This is a genomic window from Priestia sp. VA7, from assembly GCF_055710015.1.
This window is the reverse complement of the sequence record NZ_JBVQPN010000003.1, coordinates 587,316-601,956: the sequence shown is the minus strand read 5'-3', so window position 1 is coordinate 601,956 and position 14,641 is coordinate 587,316. Positions and strand designations below refer to the sequence as shown.

At 36.9% G+C, this 14,641-nt stretch carries 22 protein-coding genes; 6 read left to right on the top strand and 16 right to left on the bottom strand.

Going from position 1 to position 14,641, the window contains the following annotated elements:
* Nucleotides 1–8: 8 nt before the first annotated feature.
* Nucleotides 9–281: a hypothetical protein gene (locus AC0C45_RS15880; RefSeq protein ID WP_016764608.1), complete on the bottom strand. Its 273-nt coding sequence runs from the start codon at nucleotides 279–281 to the stop codon at nucleotides 9–11.
* A gap of 133 nt (nucleotides 282–414) precedes the next feature.
* Nucleotides 415–1,062, bottom strand: coding sequence for a VC0807 family protein (locus AC0C45_RS15875; protein WP_013057564.1), 648 nt, complete (start codon nucleotides 1,060–1,062; stop codon nucleotides 415–417).
* Between the two features lie 252 nt (nucleotides 1,063–1,314).
* Here AC0C45_RS15875 and AC0C45_RS15870 point away from each other — a divergent pair, with 252 nt between their 5' ends.
* The gene (locus tag AC0C45_RS15870) at nucleotides 1,315–1,461 is read left to right on the top strand and encodes a YuzK family famiily protein (RefSeq protein ID WP_014459567.1); all 147 of its coding nucleotides are present in this window, start codon (nucleotides 1,315–1,317) and stop codon (nucleotides 1,459–1,461) included.
* 108 nt (nucleotides 1,462–1,569) lie between these two features.
* Nucleotides 1,570–2,373: a lipid II flippase Amj family protein gene (locus tag AC0C45_RS15865; protein ID WP_237892465.1), complete on the top strand. Its 804-nt coding sequence runs from the start codon at nucleotides 1,570–1,572 to the stop codon at nucleotides 2,371–2,373.
* A 27-nt stretch (nucleotides 2,374–2,400) separates the two neighbouring features.
* On the opposite strand, the gene AC0C45_RS15860 is transcribed toward AC0C45_RS15865, so the two are convergent.
* The 7 genes from AC0C45_RS15860 to AC0C45_RS15830 all read right to left on the bottom strand — a co-directional run bounded on the left by AC0C45_RS15860 (nucleotide 2,401) and on the right by AC0C45_RS15830 (nucleotide 5,768).
* Nucleotides 2,401–3,177, bottom strand: a complete 777-nt coding sequence (locus AC0C45_RS15860) for an ABC transporter permease (RefSeq protein WP_095379392.1) — start codon at nucleotides 3,175–3,177, stop codon at nucleotides 2,401–2,403.
* Nucleotides 3,174–4,064, bottom strand: coding sequence for an ABC transporter ATP-binding protein (locus AC0C45_RS15855; protein ID WP_472928254.1), 891 nt, complete (start codon nucleotides 4,062–4,064; stop codon nucleotides 3,174–3,176). Before AC0C45_RS15855 ends, AC0C45_RS15860 begins: the two co-directional genes overlap by 4 nt.
* 12 nt (nucleotides 4,065–4,076) lie before the next feature.
* Nucleotides 4,077–4,268, bottom strand: a complete 192-nt coding sequence (locus AC0C45_RS15850) for a PLD nuclease N-terminal domain-containing protein (protein WP_013057569.1) — start codon at nucleotides 4,266–4,268, stop codon at nucleotides 4,077–4,079.
* A complete protein-coding gene (locus AC0C45_RS15845; protein WP_013057570.1) occupies nucleotides 4,269–4,469 on the bottom strand; it encodes a hypothetical protein in 201 nt (66 codons plus the stop codon).
* On the bottom strand, nucleotides 4,469–4,789 hold the full coding sequence (locus tag AC0C45_RS15840) for a YxlC family protein (protein ID WP_016764613.1): 321 nt from the start codon (nucleotides 4,787–4,789) through the stop codon (nucleotides 4,469–4,471). The genes AC0C45_RS15845 and AC0C45_RS15840 overlap by 1 nt, the downstream gene beginning before the upstream one ends.
* Complete coding sequence (gene sigY, locus AC0C45_RS15835) at nucleotides 4,786–5,343, bottom strand: RNA polymerase sigma factor SigY (RefSeq protein WP_247645707.1); 558 nt, start codon at nucleotides 5,341–5,343, stop codon at nucleotides 4,786–4,788. The genes AC0C45_RS15840 and sigY overlap by 4 nt, the downstream gene beginning before the upstream one ends.
* 83 nt (nucleotides 5,344–5,426) lie before the next feature.
* Nucleotides 5,427–5,768, bottom strand: a complete 342-nt coding sequence (locus tag AC0C45_RS15830; RefSeq protein WP_013083686.1) for a DUF1033 family protein — start codon at nucleotides 5,766–5,768, stop codon at nucleotides 5,427–5,429.
* Between the two features lie 209 nt (nucleotides 5,769–5,977).
* Here AC0C45_RS15830 and AC0C45_RS15825 point away from each other — a divergent pair, with 209 nt between their 5' ends.
* Complete coding sequence (locus tag AC0C45_RS15825) at nucleotides 5,978–6,115, top strand: hypothetical protein (protein ID WP_160309924.1); 138 nt, start codon at nucleotides 5,978–5,980, stop codon at nucleotides 6,113–6,115.
* Between the two features lie 49 nt (nucleotides 6,116–6,164).
* Here the strand turns inward: AC0C45_RS15825 and AC0C45_RS15820 are convergent, their stop codons facing one another.
* From AC0C45_RS15820 to AC0C45_RS15790, 7 genes are all read right to left on the bottom strand, one after another.
* Nucleotides 6,165–6,383: a spore germination protein gene (locus tag AC0C45_RS15820; RefSeq protein ID WP_013083687.1), complete on the bottom strand. Its 219-nt coding sequence runs from the start codon at nucleotides 6,381–6,383 to the stop codon at nucleotides 6,165–6,167.
* A 109-nt stretch (nucleotides 6,384–6,492) separates the two neighbouring features.
* Nucleotides 6,493–7,014, bottom strand: coding sequence for a hypothetical protein (locus AC0C45_RS15815; RefSeq protein WP_047932394.1), 522 nt, complete (start codon nucleotides 7,012–7,014; stop codon nucleotides 6,493–6,495).
* A gap of 126 nt (nucleotides 7,015–7,140) precedes the next feature.
* On the bottom strand, nucleotides 7,141–7,380 hold the full coding sequence (locus AC0C45_RS15810; RefSeq protein WP_013057577.1) for a YiaA/YiaB family inner membrane protein: 240 nt from the start codon (nucleotides 7,378–7,380) through the stop codon (nucleotides 7,141–7,143).
* Between the two features lie 278 nt (nucleotides 7,381–7,658).
* Entirely contained in the window at nucleotides 7,659–7,859 is a 201-nt protein-coding gene (locus tag AC0C45_RS15805; protein ID WP_013057578.1) for a DUF6501 family protein, read from the bottom strand.
* 79 nt (nucleotides 7,860–7,938) lie between these two features.
* The gene (locus tag AC0C45_RS15800) at nucleotides 7,939–8,712 is read right to left on the bottom strand and encodes an alpha/beta hydrolase (RefSeq protein ID WP_047932395.1); all 774 of its coding nucleotides are present in this window, start codon (nucleotides 8,710–8,712) and stop codon (nucleotides 7,939–7,941) included.
* 121 nt (nucleotides 8,713–8,833) lie between these two features.
* Nucleotides 8,834–9,904, bottom strand: a complete 1,071-nt coding sequence (gene ssuD / locus AC0C45_RS15795; RefSeq protein ID WP_047932396.1) for an FMNH2-dependent alkanesulfonate monooxygenase — start codon at nucleotides 9,902–9,904, stop codon at nucleotides 8,834–8,836.
* 220 nt (nucleotides 9,905–10,124) lie between these two features.
* The gene (locus tag AC0C45_RS15790; RefSeq protein WP_372588392.1) at nucleotides 10,125–11,000 is read right to left on the bottom strand and encodes an STAS domain-containing protein; all 876 of its coding nucleotides are present in this window, start codon (nucleotides 10,998–11,000) and stop codon (nucleotides 10,125–10,127) included.
* A gap of 130 nt (nucleotides 11,001–11,130) precedes the next feature.
* Between AC0C45_RS15790 and corA the strand changes: the two genes are divergently transcribed.
* From corA to AC0C45_RS15775, 3 genes are all read left to right on the top strand, one after another.
* Nucleotides 11,131–12,093: a magnesium/cobalt transporter CorA gene (gene corA / locus AC0C45_RS15785; RefSeq protein ID WP_257062186.1), complete on the top strand. Its 963-nt coding sequence runs from the start codon at nucleotides 11,131–11,133 to the stop codon at nucleotides 12,091–12,093.
* Between the two features lie 444 nt (nucleotides 12,094–12,537).
* Nucleotides 12,538–13,815, top strand: coding sequence for a polyamine aminopropyltransferase (locus AC0C45_RS15780; RefSeq protein ID WP_472928253.1), 1,278 nt, complete (start codon nucleotides 12,538–12,540; stop codon nucleotides 13,813–13,815).
* Nucleotides 13,816–13,899: 84 nt separating this feature from the next.
* Entirely contained in the window at nucleotides 13,900–14,634 is a 735-nt protein-coding gene (locus tag AC0C45_RS15775; RefSeq protein ID WP_053215320.1) for a polysaccharide deacetylase family protein, read from the top strand.
* Nucleotides 14,635–14,641 lie beyond the last annotated feature (7 nt).

Below are 14,641 nucleotides of genomic sequence, written 5' to 3'. Positions count from 1 at the left end.
TTCTTCATTTACGATCGATTAATGGCATATACAACAAATAAAACAATATCTAGCAAAATCATTACAACACCAAAAAGCAGCCAGACGTTTCCTTGAGTCTTCTTCTCTCCTTCTTGCATTTCAAACGCTCGAATAGCAAATACAATTCCAAGTGTAAACACAAGAAAAAACAGCTGACGGTAATCGAAGAACGACAGTACGACAAAAATTAAGGTAAAAAACACCATAATCATTTCTAAAATCCGATAAGGTTGCTTTTGACATGCTAATAACAGTTTCATTTCTTGACCTACTTTCATCCCGTTCTTAATAGCGTTATTTTACTATTAATTTTAAATGAGATGTTAGCGTTTCGTGCACTGTTCACTGTTTTGTAACAAAGAAGCGTACGTTAGTTAAACGCACGCTTCTTTTTCATTCATTTACATTTGGATTCATTGGATTATCCATCCCTGTTTTATCTTGAATTTTTTTATAGATAAAATACGTGTAGACGGCAATTAAAATGGAGAATGCCCACGTAACAGCCTGACGGAATACAATCATGTTCCCGTACCCTTCTACTCCGTACTTTTGAATCAATACGTATTTTACAATTGCTAAAAATACATAGCGACCTGCGAACAGTACTGTAAGCCAGTTCATCATTTTGAATAAATCAGGCTGGTGGAAGAGTTTTAGAGAGTCTTCTCGCTTATAGCCCATTAAGTAAGCCGTATCTACAAAAAAGTACAAACCAATTGGCTTTTTTATCACAATGGTAAAAAGGACAACTACAGCCAGTCCAATCATAAAGTATACTTGATTGTTTAACATCGTTGCTGCGTTCCCTGAAATTAAATCAATAATAGTACGTGCCAGCAGCGTAATGACAATAAACAATCCTGTTACGTTAAACTGGCGATCTTTAATAAATGTATAAATGGTATACACAAATGCTGGTGCTGTTGAAAGCAAAATGGCATAGTAATCACCAATAATGTCTTTTCCTTGGTTCCATATTAGGTAAGGAATAGCGATATAAAAAAGTAAATCAAACCATACTCGTTTTGTATTGTTCATATATAACTCCTTTAAAAACGTTGTTCTTGCTATTATATGGGATACTACGCAAGAAAAAAAGGCTTTTACCTGGAATGTTATGAAATTTTAATCATTTGATGTTTAGATCCAGAGCGACAGGGAAAAAGATTTCTAGAAAGACTTTAAGAATCATAAACATCCAAACACTTGAGCAGCAATACATGTGCCACAAGTGAAAAATGCTGAAAGGATTGATTCATTATCGCACTTCACCTAACGTACACGTCAGAAATGGAAAAGGCCATGCAGCTTTCTCACGGCGTGGGGTATGCTGAATATAGCCGTAAACTAGACAAACGTCTACAGGTGGAAAAAGAACGAGAAAAAGATTATCAGGCTAGCAAAGATATACTGCGTGATATTAACCAGCATCGATAATAAAAAGCCGCTTGCTACTTTTGGTAGCAAGCGGCTTTTTATTTACAAATGAACCAAATTTATACATAATAAGGAAGTGCGTATACCAAAGAAAGGAACTTGCTTATTATGATGGAAAAATTACTGATTATTTGTGTGTTTGTAGGAATTATTCATATGATTGAAACACTAGCCTACTCTGTGAGACTTGCGGGCTTAAAAACTGGAAAACTAGTCGTGGCTTTATCTCTTTTTAATATTATTGTCATTGTGTCAAGAACAGCTAATATGGTGCAAGCTCCGCTGACCGGTAAATTAGGAGATGCAGTTCAGTCTAAAGAAGATTTGCCCGTTCTGCTTCATCAGCTTCAAACTATCTTGCTCGCGGCTTCTATTGGTACAATCGCAGGTGCTCTTTTAATTCCTAGCTTTGTATCAATTTTCTCCCGAATGATTTCACATTTAGAAGTAGCGGGATCTGTACCCAAAATGATGAAAAACATTACTTCCATACATACGCTGGAAAAAGCAAAAAAACACGTGAAGCGTCCTAGGTGGATTATGCTGTCTCAGCTGCGAATAGGCGGAGTGCCCAAGCGGTTGCTTCTTTTAAATTTAATGGCTACGACCATTTATACAGTAGGTGTTCTTTCCACTCTTTATGCTTCTACGCTCGAGCCTACTCTTTCTAAATCAATTTTGATGTCTTCTGGTCTTATTAACGGACTAGCGATGATTACCCTTGCTGTGTTTGTAGATCCGCAAGTAGCCATTTTAACTGAAAAGGTAATGAAAGGTGAATCTACTAAGCAATCTATGAATAAAATGGTTGGTACACTCGTCATCTCTCGTTTGTTCGGGACAGTATGTGCCCAAATTCTCTTAGTACCTGCTGCTCTTTATATTGCATGGATTTGCAAATTAATCCCTTAGAAAAAAGACTTCGTTAAAGAAGTCTTTTTATACATATTCCACTTTTTTGTATCTATGAACAGCAGCGATTAAAAGAAAAAAACTGCTCATTAACGTAACAACTACGGTATAGGTGACACTTTGTGACCAATGCAATTGTTCAAGCAGACGAGCGGCGTATTGTGACAGCGCTGCAGGACTCCACTTTAATTGATTCGTAAACAAAGTACTCAAAAATGAAAGTAACGCAATGATCAAAATACTTACTCCAGCAATTCCTCCGCTTTGTAAAAGAAATGTTCCTGCTGCCACTAAAACGGACAAGATAAAAATCAGCCACAGGCTGTATAAAAGAAAGCTAACTAGCATATGAGTCCAATCCACATATGAAAATAAAAGATTTGTATAATACCATGCTGCTATATAGCTTATAAACGTTGAGCCAATGACCAGTACGATTTGCGCAGCCCATTTACTCATAATGTATTGAATGACGCTCACCGGTCTCATCATAACAAGTATAGCAGCATGATTTTGTCGTTCATTTGAAATTATATTCATGCTTGCTAGTACAATCAGTAAAGTTCCTATTGTGCTATATTGTGAAAGGACACCTTGCATTACTTCTTGACCGGTGGGCGTAGGAAGTTGAATAATTGCTCCTTTTGGTAAATTCCCTGCCATGTTAATGATTTGTGGCATATAATAATTCGTTAAAGGCTGTGTGATGCCTAGTAAAATTAAAGAGATTGGCAGCCAAATTCCTTTGCCGTTCGCAAATAATTCATGCAGTTCCTTTTTAAATAAGACTCCAAATGTGTTCATTTGTTCATCACCTCTAGATACATATCTTCGAGAGAATGCTGTTTTCGTTCAAATAAAACAAGGTTTGCTTGTTGATCAACAAGCAGTTGAAGCAGTTGCTGCTGCTGAGATGTATCTTTTACACCTACAGTGGCTTTATAAGGAGAATGAAACAGCACCTGTTCACTTGGCAGACTGCTAAGTGATCCAGGGAGCCTTTCTTCTGTTTCAATCGTAAAAGCAGGAGTCGTAAACTCTTGGCGCAGCGAACTCTTTGTTCCATTCCATTTCATACGTCCGTTTTTAATCATAATAATGTTATCGCATATTTGTTCTGCATCATGCAAAATGTGAGTTGAAAAAAGGATGGTCGTATCTTTTTTTAATGTTTCGATAATCATTAGGACATCTTTTCTGCCTTCAGGATCCAAAGCCGAAACCGGTTCATCTAGAATTAGCAGTTCAGGTTTATGTAACAAGGCTTGCGCCAAGCCCAAACGTTGTTTCATTCCTCCAGAAAAGCCAGCAATTTTCTGCTTTTCCTTTCCTTTTAAACCTACAGTTTCAAGTACTTCATCTATTCGGTGGGAAAGCACATTTTTTGAAATGTTAGATAAAAGACCTAAAAAAGTTAAATACTGCTGAGGCGTCATCCAATTTAAAAACGTAGGATGCTGTGGCAGAAAGCCAATAAATGATCGTACGTCTTGATGCTGTTTATCTTCAAAAGAAATTTTCCCTTTATTAGGTGCAGTAAGACCTGCTATCATATGCAAAGTAGTCGTCTTACCTGCACCATTAGGGCCTAACAACGCTGCACATTTTCCTTTGTCGAGATTAAATGAAAGGTTATTCACAACAGTTATATTACGATACGCTTTTGTCAGTCTTTCTACTTGCATAAACATCTTAGCTCCACCTCACTGTTTTTTACGTCCTAAAACAAAATATAAAACGGGGCCAACTGTACTTACACATAAAATGATGAGTCCCCATAACCATTTTGGCCCGTTTGTCTCTTCTTGCTTTATGCAGCTTATCAATGCTGGAATCATTAAAAGCAATTGTAAGAATAGAATTGGAGCAATTAACAACCAGTTAATGTCCTTCATTTACATCCCCCTTTTTCTTCGTGCTGGCAGCCAAATAATAAAAAACCAATAAAACAGCGTTGGCATTGGAATTTGAATCAGTCCCCATATTCCCCAAAACCATGGATGAGCGCCGCGTTTTTTTGCATTGATAAAAAGTAGAAAGCTTTGAAGAAGGAGAAATGGTGAAATAAACAGCACAAGAATCCATTTTTCATTCATTATAAAAACATCTCCTTTTTTCGTTTATAGTGAAAGACGATAAAAGAAATAGGAGCAACAATGATCCCAATTACTTCAATGGCGATAAATAAGGCAGGTATTTGTAAAATAGCAGTTGCCATTACCGTTAAAATAACAAGTGCTGTTAATGTAAATAAACATAACTCTTTCCGGAAAGCTTTTTTCTGCTTTTGTTTTTGAATGAGAAGCTGTTCTTGAATTGCATGAAGAGAAATACGTTCATGACTTGCTAAACTCTCTAGCTGCTCCCAATCTTTTTTTAAAGAATGTAAGGACTGATTGTTATTTTCTTCTCTCATTCTTTCCACTCCTTTCTCAGTATGTTTACTCCTTTATTTACTCTTGATTTGACGGTTCCTGCTCGCATATTCAGCATATGGGCAATCTCATCGTATGTATATCCGTAATAATGTCGAAGCAAGACAGGAATTCGAAAGCGCGAATCGAGTTCGTTAAAATCGGAAAACATCTCGCTCCATTCCACTCCTTTGTATTTAGCTTTCCACTGAAGCTGGTGCGATAAAGACTGCTTTATTCGCTGGAGACTGCTTTTTTCCCGTTTTTGCTTACGCAAATAATCCATGTACAGTCTTGAAGCAATGGATATCATCCAAGTCGAAAACTTTGCTTCATTTTTGTATGAAGAAAGATTCACGTAACACTTCATCATTGCTTCCTGACACAATTCACTGCATAAGTCCTCATCTAATGTCAGCTTTAAAAGGTATTTATATAAAAATGAATGATAGCGCTGAAATAATAATGAAAAGGCATCATCATCACCTTGTAATGCTTTTTGGACAAGGATGAAATCATCTTCTTCCAAAGCGGTCACCCCTCCTTTTTGTTTCATCACCTATATGACGCTTTAGCGATTGAAATCGTTCATTTTTTATATAAAAATTTTATATAAAAAAAACGCCCAGCTGGACGTTTTTATTTAGTACGAAGTATTTTTAATCCTTCTTCATCTTCTTCTAAGGGATAGACTTCGTCGTTTTTAGCGAATAAAACACCGTGGAAGATTTGAAGGTCATCATCACACGCTTCACAAAATTCCTTTTCGCCTTCGTTCCAAAAGCTAAAAAGCGCTAGTTCATCGCTACGCACGCTTGCATATTTTTGATGAAATTCATAAATCATCATCGCATAGTAGCGAAGCGCTTCTTCTTTTTTTTCAAATTCAATAGTTTCAATAATATCTTTTTCCCAGCCTTCTAAAAATAGCCAAGGTTCACAATCGCTTTTTATTTTATGAACTCTCCATTTATCTGTCATGATAGAACATCTCCTTACTTACAGCTTACTTCTAAAATTTCTCTTTTCCTTATTATTCAGCAAAAATAACTTTGAATCAAGTAAAACGGAAAAAACGCCTATTTTCAGGAAATAGACGCTAACAATGTGGCTTAATCTGAACTTCTCTTTTATATTAATAATAGCTCCTTAAACTATAAGGAACTAAACTGCCCGTATAATACTGGGTAATGGGAGGAAAAACGCCTGCTGAAGGCGTGATTTCCCCCCACCAAGATGGTTTTTTGCCCCGCCAGTTGTCCATCGCTCCATCAGGTGAAACGACAAATCCAATTGGACGTGCAAACGAAGGCATAAAATACGGATAGAACGAATACTGAAAAGGCGTATAGAAAGAAGAGTAAAATATCTCTTTCTTTATCCGTTTCCGAATCCGTTTTGATCAGAACCATCGGGATCGAGCGTATTTGTATTAGAAAGTCCTGAATTTGTATTTACACAAATTCCTGTATTTGAAGACCCTGAACCTTGTGCAGTTTTACTGTTACTTTTTGGAGAAACATAGTACGTATCGCCAAACGTAACGACTCCTCCTGTAACGTTTGGAATCACTACATGATTAATAACAATCGGCATTATCCTCACCCTTTTTATTTTCATCATGATGTAATATATGAACGATTTATCAAAAGGGTTATACATTAATGGATATAAATAAAAAATCCCCCTGCAGAGTGGGGTATTTTTACGCTTTTACCTCTTTTTTAGAATGACTTAATTCATCTCGCAGAATATCAAAATCTCGTTCTGCTACTTCTTCAATTTTAGTATACAATTCCTTCTCTGTTAGAAGTCCTTTTTCTTCAAGTATTTCGACAAGAGCCTTAAACTTTATTCTAGATAAAAGCATTTCGTTTACGGTGCTCTCTGTTGGCTGTTCATTTTTCACTTGTTCTTTTGCTTTAACAGGTTCTTGCTGCAGCTTCACCCTGAAAACAATATTCGTATGATCTGTAATTTCAGGTGACTGATAAAATGTGCTATGCGAAATGTTTTTTAGTGTTAGCGTTTCTTTTGTCTCCATATTTGTTACTTCAAAATAAGGATCCTCAAAAAATGCATCATATTTATCATAAGCTGCTTTGCCTACAACCGAAAAAGAAAAGTTTAGCCTTTTCAACTCTTCACCTGTATTCGCATCAGTAATCATTTTTTCTTCAAACATATCAACGTGAAAATTTACGTTATTAATCATTAGTTGTGTCAATTCAATCGCCTCCTTCTTTTATTAATACGACACGGAGTGACAAGTTCCCTGTTTTTTTATATAAAAAAACATCTCCCAAAAATGGGGATGTTTTTCAAGGAGCTAGAAAAATGCTCTTTTTTAGCTCTACAATTCTTCTTCTGCTTTGTCATATTTGCGTTCGTGTGCCGTATCTTCTTCGTTATCACGAATGGTTTTTTGGAGCACAAAAGCAGACATTGTTAAGTATAAAGTTCCAACGGCATAATAACCTTTTACCGGTAATGATGCATCTAAGGTATAAATTCCTATAAACATAGCTAATAGTGCTGTAATAAAAGCTGTCCATGCTAAAAATGTAAAAGCTGCTGTATTACGCTTTTTCATCGTATGACCTCCTCTTTTCCTTTTTCTGTTAAGCGTCGCTTTCATTTTACATTGTAAAATAATTGTTGTCATGGGTATTTATAGTCAGTTACCCTTTTAATCAGAACAAGAAACGGAAGAATTCGGGTCTTACATCCTATTTTTATCATAAAGCTTTTTTTCGAAATGATTAGATATATGGAATTTTTCTTTAAAAGTATGTTCATTCGTTTTCATTAAGAAAAGCTCCAAGTAATTATTGTAATAAAAAAATCATCGCCGAGACGATGATTTTTTGTTTAGCCTTCAAAGTATTCTTTATAAAAGCCGCCGACTTGGCCAGTGTTATCAACAACAAAATAAAACTCTTCTGTTTCGTTTTTCACATCATATGTTTTTCCTGCTGTTAAGACATTTTCAACCACGAATTTTTTTGCATCTGTATGTATGCATTTTACTTGTTTAATTGTTGGACGATCGTTCCATTCTAAATGAATCATGTATGTACACTCCTTTGTTTTCATTCAAGATTCATTTTATCTTACTTGAAGTAAAAAAGAAACGGAGCGAATTTAAAAATTAAAAAATTCGCTCATGCACTTTTTTTTTGGCAACTGTTGCTTGTACAAACTGTGCCGTTTGTGCAACAATTGTGTCTTTATCAAAATCCATCGACGCAACATGGTAAGAGTTTCGAAGCATGTGCTGTCTTTTTTCTGCTGATTGAATATGGCTTAAGATATAAGCTGAATTCTCAGGCGGTACTACGTTATCAACTGTTGATGTTAGTACTAAAGCAGGGCACGTTACATAAGATAAGCGTTCTTTTGTTTCGTCCATTAAAGAAAGCAGCTCACGCATAGAGCGCACGGGTACTTTATCGTACGTAATTTCATGTACGTTTGGATCTTTAATATCAGGATGCTCTTCTTTTAAATAACGAGGCGTATGACGAGAGCGATAAGGCTCCATTGAAGGAATGGACGTCATAGCCGGATTGATTGCAATAACTCCGTCAAGGTTTAATCCTTGGCTTGCTGTATGAAAGGTAAGAGTGCCTCCCATGGACTGACCCAAGATAAATACATGACGGCATTCTTGCTTCAAACGCTGATACCCAGTTAAAAAGTCTTGCTTCCATTCCTGGTACGTTGTTTGTTCAATATCATAGTAGTGAGTACCATGTCCCGTTAGTCGCAAACCGTACACAGTAAAACCTTTTTCAGCTAATTCTTTTCCGATATATTCCATACTTTGAGGAGTCCCCATAAATCCATGAGAAACAAGTATACCAATGTCGTTGCCTTTATAATAAAAAGATTCTGCACCTTGAATTACGTCATAACGTTCCATTTTCTTCACCCTTTATCACAAATTTTCTGACTAAATGAACTATCTTTATAATACACCTATAATTCCTATAAGTCAACTGGGATATTTGTTTTTTTACGATTTAAAAAGAACGAAGCAAGAATTATCTCTTGCTTCGTTCTTTTTGGATATGTGGGAATACTAGCTCAGCAAACGTATATGCTTCTTCTAGATGCGGGTAGCCTGATAAAATAAATGTATCAATTCCTAGCTCTTTGTACTCTTTTAACCGATCCGCTACAATTTCAGGACTTCCAACAAGAGCAGTGCCAGCACCCTCTCGTGCTAAGCCAATTCCCGCCCATAGATTCGGAGCAATCTCCAGTGCACCTCTATCTTTTGTGCCGCTGTGCAAACTTGACTGTGTTTTTTGGGCAGTGGAGTCAAATGAGGCAAACTTATCTTGAAACGCTTTGATCGTATCATCATTAACATGTTTAATTAATTTATCTGCAGATTCCCATGCTTCGTCTTCCGATTCTCTTACAATAACGTGCAGGCGAATACCAAAGCGAATGTCCCTGCCTTCGTTTGCAGCTTTTTCTTTCATCTCATCAATTTTTGTTTTAATCACCGCAGGCGGTTCTCCCCATAATAAATATACATCTGCATGCTTTGCTCCTACTTCTTTTCCTGCTGGAGAAGACCCGCCAAAGTACAGCGGAGGATACGGTTTTTGGATAGGAGGCGATGGAATGTACGCGCCTGTTACATCAACATGCTCTCCTTTATAATCCACTTTTTTTCCTTCCATTACATCTCGCCAAATCGTTAAAAATTCATCTGTTAACTCATAGCGTTTATCGTGGCTTAAATAGTTACCGTACGTTGCTTGCTCCACGGGATCACCTCCCGTCACAATATTTAACATAAGTCGGCCGTTTGACATTTGATCAAATGTCGAAGCCATCCGTGCTGAAAGTGTTGGAGACATTACACCCGGGCGAAGTGCAATTAAAAACTTCAGTCGATTCGTAACGGAAGCAAGTGCCGATGCAATCACCCATGAATCTTCACAATTTGAACCAGTGGGCAACAAAGCGCCGTCATATCCTAGATAATCCAGTCCATGTGCGATTTGCTTTAAGTAGTGAATGTCGCTTGTTCTGCTTCCTTCGGTTGTGCCTAGATAATGTCCGTCGCCTGCTGTAGGGAAAAACCATAAGATGTTCATTTCTATTTCCTCCTAAATATTCTCGTATTCTATATAAAGCGTTTTCATATTGTTTGTTTAATTCTTGTCCGCTAATTATAGAGATGCATTTTTATAGTAGCGTATGTAATACGACTCTTTTTATTTATTAAATTAGTAAAATCATAATGCCTCTTTAACCTATATGTCAAGTATGAATTGGAATAAAAAAAACAAGAAGTAAAAGTAATTCTTGTTTGCTTTATTTCCTCATACGTGAAGCCATCGCGTTAGCAAGGGTTGATTTTGTTGATATATTTTCAAACGATAAACCTAAATGAGAAGCGGTAATCGCGATTTCAGGGCGTACCCCAGAGATAGTTGATTCTACACCTATTAATTTTAATGCATCAATCAGCTGGAAAATCTGATGAGCAACCATCGTATCAACAATAACTACTCCTGAAATATCAATATAAAGGTGATTCACTTGCTGTTCAGCGCAGCGAGTTAACGTATTTTCTAAAATTCGGCGCGCTCTTGCTGTGTCGATATCCCCAACAAGCGGAAGAATCGCAATATGATCGCTTAATGGAATAACTGGCGAGCTCAGCTCATTGATCAGCTCTTTGTGTGCTTCAAGCAACTTCTTTGCGTGCTGATGGTGCTCTTCTACAAATTTATAAACGGTGATATCAAACACGCGTACAATCAATTCGTTCCATTCGTCTAGTTCTTCTTGCGTAATATCTTGCTCGTACTCTTCTATAAATTGATTTAAATACGTTAAATACTGCTTTCTAACTCGGAAAAATTCTCGAATAATATAATGAATAGGCGTTCTTACATGCTCTCCGTCTTCCGCAATCTTTAAAATCCACGTTTCAAATGAATCAAAAAATTCTTTTTCACTTTTTATAAATACATCGGCTATGTATAAATGGAATTCATTATTTTGATCTTTTAATACTGAAATGACTTCCGGATGAGTAGATGCATAAACTGATTCTGGGTCATTGTCTTCAATGCTTTCATACCATTCTTCCGTCAGTTGATCCGCATGTTTTAAAAAAAACATTCGAAGTGCTTCATTTTTATTCAAAACGATTCCCCTTTCCATACCAGCTACTGCTATCATTATAATTCAACTTTTTCACCCTTACTAGTTTTATAAAAAGAGAAGAAAGAAAATTATTCTTTTAAATACGTGTAGTTTATGATTTTATGCTACATTGAAAATAGTTATAAAAACACAAAGGAGTTTTCAAATGATACGAACGTTAGCTCTTACGAACGATGACATACTTGTGAAGCATATACAATTAGGTCATATTCACGATCCCTCTATTCAGTACTATTGGATTGACTTTAACTGCCCATCTGAAGAAGAAGCGCTGCTGCTTCAATCATCCTTTCACTTTCATCCGTTAGCGATTGAAGATTGCTTTCATTTTCTGCAGCGCCCAAAACTCGATTATTATGAAGGATACAGTTTTTTTGTCCTTCATTCATTAAATCGTCAAACGTTAGAAGCTGAAGAAGTTGACCTTTTTATCGGCGGAAATTATATGGTTACTTTTCATTTTCACCCGTCAGCTGCAATTGATAAAGTATGGGAAAAGCTGCTTCATACACCTTCGATTCAAGAAAAAGGGATAAGCTATCTTGCGTATTCTGTGATGGATAAAGTGGTAGATGAATATTTCCCCACTGTATATCAGATTGAAGATGAGCTGAATGATATAGAAAACATAGATGCAAAAAAATCCATCTCTGTTTTAATGGAAGATGTATTCAAACTTCGAAGTGATTTGCTAAAAATCAGAAGAACCATTTTGCCCATGCGCGACTTATTGTACCGTGTTATAAATTCTGAACGCCTAGATGTTCATCCGGAACAAAAAAGGTATTTTAAAGATGTCTATGACCACTTATTAAAATTAGCCGATATGATTGAATCAAATCGGGAAATGACGTCTGATATGCGCGATAATTATCTTTCTCTTAATTCAAACCGGATGAATTCAATCATGATGACACTGACTGTTATTTCATCTATCTTTATTCCCCTTACCTTTATCGTTGGCGTATACGGAATGAATTTTGAAAATATGCCTGAGCTAAAGTGGCACTATGGCTATTTCTTTGTGCTTGGCTTCATGGGACTGATAACGCTGGGGTTAATTTTATGGTTCAAGCGAAAAGGCTGGTTTAATACTGATAAAGAGTAGAAAGATTGAGACATAACGAAATCAATCCAATGTAAAGACGAACAAATTGGATAAGTAAGCTAGTGCTGTCAATTTCCGCACAAGACTTCGCTTTCAGGGGGCGGCCAATGAGCCTCCTCTTCGCTTAGACTCCTGCGGGGTCTCACCTGTTCCGCTTTTCCCGCAGGAGTCTTTGCCTTGCCCTCTAATTAACAGCTATTACATACGGTAAATCTACGTTCACCATCACAATGAAAAAATCCGAACGAGTTGAATTCTCCGTTAAGAATCTCGATTGATCGTTCGGATCTTCCTTCACCGAAAATACGTCTGTCCCAGCTTCTTTTCTATGGGAAGGTAACTAGTTATTTCCCGAAAATATTCATAAAATAACGTGCTTACGTTTCTTTTTTGAAAAAGTTTCATAAGATAGTGAAAATAATGCTCAAAAAGGAGGCTGAAGTAGTGGATATTAAAGGCAAACACTTGCTAATGGATGCGTTCGAATGCGATGAAGGGATATTAAACGCCCCCTCACTCTTAAGGAGAATTCTTGTTGAAGCTGCACTAGATGCAGAGATGGAAGTTTTGCACTGTTATTTTCACCAGTTTACGCCCCAAGGCATTACAGGCATTCTCGTATTAGCTACCTCTCACTTGTCTATTCATACGTGGCCGGAGGAAAACTACGCTTCATTAGATTTTTATACGTGCGGAGACAAAAAAATAATTGAAATTGGTTATGCGTTGCTGAAGCAATTAGCTTCAAAAAAAGCTGTTGTGTATTCGATTTCTCGCGGAATTCAATACGCCGAAACTCCAACAAAAAATCGTCAGCATGCTGAAAACACTCGTCTTCTCAATCGTGGAGATGACTCAGATCACGTTAGTCTAAAGCAACTCTTATCAGGCCAGCATGACATTTTGTTTCATCAAAAAAACCGTATTCAAGATATTCAGCTGATCAAAGCCTCTGATATTCGAATGTATTTGGATGAACAGCTGCAATTTAGTTCATTAGATGAACATGCGTACCATGAAGCTCTTGTACACCCTATCTTTGCAGCTTCCTTACGTCCTCACCGCATTCTTATTCTAGGCGGTGGAGATGGTTTAGCTTTACGAGAAGTCCTTAAATATAAAGAAGTTAAAGAAATAGACCTTGTGGAAATAGATGCTGACGTTGTAAATGCTGCGATGAATGTAGAAGAATTAAAGAAGTTAAATCAACGCTCATTTGAAGATTCTCGTGTCACCGTTCATATTCAAGATGCTGTTGACTACCTCTCTTTGAATTCAGCGTGTTATGACATCATCATTATTGACTTTCCTGATCCTACTAACAAAAAAATAAGTGCTCTTTATACAAAAGAATTTTACGCACTTCTCCATCGTTCACTATCGCGCAGCGGCTTGGTCGTATGTCAGTCAAATTCTCCTAGAGACACACCTATCGTTTTTTGGAGCATTAATAAGACGATGAAAGCTTCTCAGTTTTATACGTTGAGCTACCACACCATTATTCCTTCTTTTGGAGATTGGGGTTTTCACATCGGCTCGAAAACACCTTTGTCTGCCCCTATACTCTCTACGGATGTTTCATCTACTACGCTGCCGTCAGACTTTACTAAGTTAATGCGTTTTTCTCCCCATTCTCTTTCCAAAAAACAGTTTGCAGTTGTGAACTCTGCTGAGCACTTGGTTCTGCATAAAATATTTAAAAAAGAAGGCTTATATTTGTAAAAAAGGAAAGCTTGGCTTATACATTCCTTTTCTTTTGACATACTAAAACAGTCTCGTCACCACTGTGCAATAGAAAGGATTGTTATGAGAAAAATTTCGATTTTTGTTATCTTAGTGCTAACTGTTATTTTCCCTTCCCCCGCTTTTAGCCAAGTGAAAGTGCCTGTCTTGATTTACCATTCTATTGATGCCTACACAGGCCACGGGGAAAAAGAACTGTATGTGACGCCTGAAAATTTTGAGAAACAACTTCTTTATCTTAAAAAGCAAGGATATACGCCGCTAACATTTGAAAAATGGCAGGAACTAAAGCGTGTGAAAAAACCTATATTTATTACATTTGACGATGGATATAAAAATAATCTTACTATCTTGCCCATTTTTCAAAGAGCAGCCAGCCCTCAATTTCATCCAGCGGCTACAATTTTTGTGATTTCAGATTTTATCGGCCGTCCCAACCGTTTGTCGCCAGCGGATTTAAAAAAATTTGTTGATTCAGGATTTTTTTCTATTCAGTCTCATACCGCTACTCATCCGGATTTAACTAAGACGAAAAATTTATCCTACGAGCTAGCTGATTCAAAACGAAAAATTGAAGCCATTACGAGCCAGCCCGTTATTGCTCTTGCTTACCCTTACGGAAAGGTCAATAGCCGCGTAGTGGAAGAAACAAAAAAGAATTATACATTTGGCCTTTCAACGATTCCAAAATCTTTCACTGAGAGCGGACAAAAAAATGAAAACTATCTTATTCCCCGTCTTTACGTCACGTATTCTACAACGATTGAAGATTTTGCTAAGCTATTAAAAGAAAGCTAAAAACCCT

What these genes read in the sequence shown, in the direction of transcription:
- AC0C45_RS15880 (WP_016764608.1), bottom strand. Translation starts at nt 281, where the DNA reads ATGAAACTGTTATTAGCATGTCAAAAGCAACCTTATCGGATTTTAGAA.
- AC0C45_RS15875 (WP_013057564.1), bottom strand. Translation starts at nt 1,062, where the DNA reads ATGAACAATACAAAACGAGTATGGTTTGATTTACTTTTTTATATCGCT.
- AC0C45_RS15870 (WP_014459567.1), top strand. Translation starts at nt 1,315, where the DNA reads ATGGAAAAGGCCATGCAGCTTTCTCACGGCGTGGGGTATGCTGAATAT.
- AC0C45_RS15865 (WP_237892465.1), top strand. Translation starts at nt 1,570, where the DNA reads ATGATGGAAAAATTACTGATTATTTGTGTGTTTGTAGGAATTATTCAT.
- AC0C45_RS15860 (WP_095379392.1), bottom strand. Translation starts at nt 3,177, where the DNA reads ATGAACACATTTGGAGTCTTATTTAAAAAGGAACTGCATGAATTATTT.
- AC0C45_RS15855 (WP_472928254.1), bottom strand. Translation starts at nt 4,064, where the DNA reads ATGTTTATGCAAGTAGAAAGACTGACAAAAGCGTATCGTAATATAACT.
- AC0C45_RS15850 (WP_013057569.1), bottom strand. Translation starts at nt 4,268, where the DNA reads ATGAAGGACATTAACTGGTTGTTAATTGCTCCAATTCTATTCTTACAA.
- AC0C45_RS15845 (WP_013057570.1), bottom strand. Translation starts at nt 4,469, where the DNA reads ATGAATGAAAAATGGATTCTTGTGCTGTTTATTTCACCATTTCTCCTT.
- AC0C45_RS15840 (WP_016764613.1), bottom strand. Translation starts at nt 4,789, where the DNA reads ATGAGAGAAGAAAATAACAATCAGTCCTTACATTCTTTAAAAAAAGAT.
- sigY (WP_247645707.1), bottom strand. Translation starts at nt 5,343, where the DNA reads ATGAAACAAAAAGGAGGGGTGACCGCTTTGGAAGAAGATGATTTCATC.
- AC0C45_RS15830 (WP_013083686.1), bottom strand. Translation starts at nt 5,768, where the DNA reads ATGACAGATAAATGGAGAGTTCATAAAATAAAAAGCGATTGTGAACCT.
- AC0C45_RS15825 (WP_160309924.1), top strand. Translation starts at nt 5,978, where the DNA reads ATGGGAGGAAAAACGCCTGCTGAAGGCGTGATTTCCCCCCACCAAGAT.
- AC0C45_RS15820 (WP_013083687.1), bottom strand. Translation starts at nt 6,383, where the DNA reads ATGCCGATTGTTATTAATCATGTAGTGATTCCAAACGTTACAGGAGGA.
- AC0C45_RS15810 (WP_013057577.1), bottom strand. Translation starts at nt 7,380, where the DNA reads ATGAAAAAGCGTAATACAGCAGCTTTTACATTTTTAGCATGGACAGCT.
- AC0C45_RS15805 (WP_013057578.1), bottom strand. Translation starts at nt 7,859, where the DNA reads ATGATTCATTTAGAATGGAACGATCGTCCAACAATTAAACAAGTAAAA.
- AC0C45_RS15800 (WP_047932395.1), bottom strand. Translation starts at nt 8,712, where the DNA reads ATGGAACGTTATGACGTAATTCAAGGTGCAGAATCTTTTTATTATAAA.
- ssuD (WP_047932396.1), bottom strand. Translation starts at nt 9,904, where the DNA reads ATGAACATCTTATGGTTTTTCCCTACAGCAGGCGACGGACATTATCTA.
- AC0C45_RS15790 (WP_372588392.1), bottom strand. Translation starts at nt 11,000, where the DNA reads ATGATAGCAGTAGCTGGTATGGAAAGGGGAATCGTTTTGAATAAAAAT.
- corA (WP_257062186.1), top strand. Translation starts at nt 11,131, where the DNA reads ATGATACGAACGTTAGCTCTTACGAACGATGACATACTTGTGAAGCAT.
- AC0C45_RS15775 (WP_053215320.1), top strand. Translation starts at nt 13,900, where the DNA reads ATGAGAAAAATTTCGATTTTTGTTATCTTAGTGCTAACTGTTATTTTC.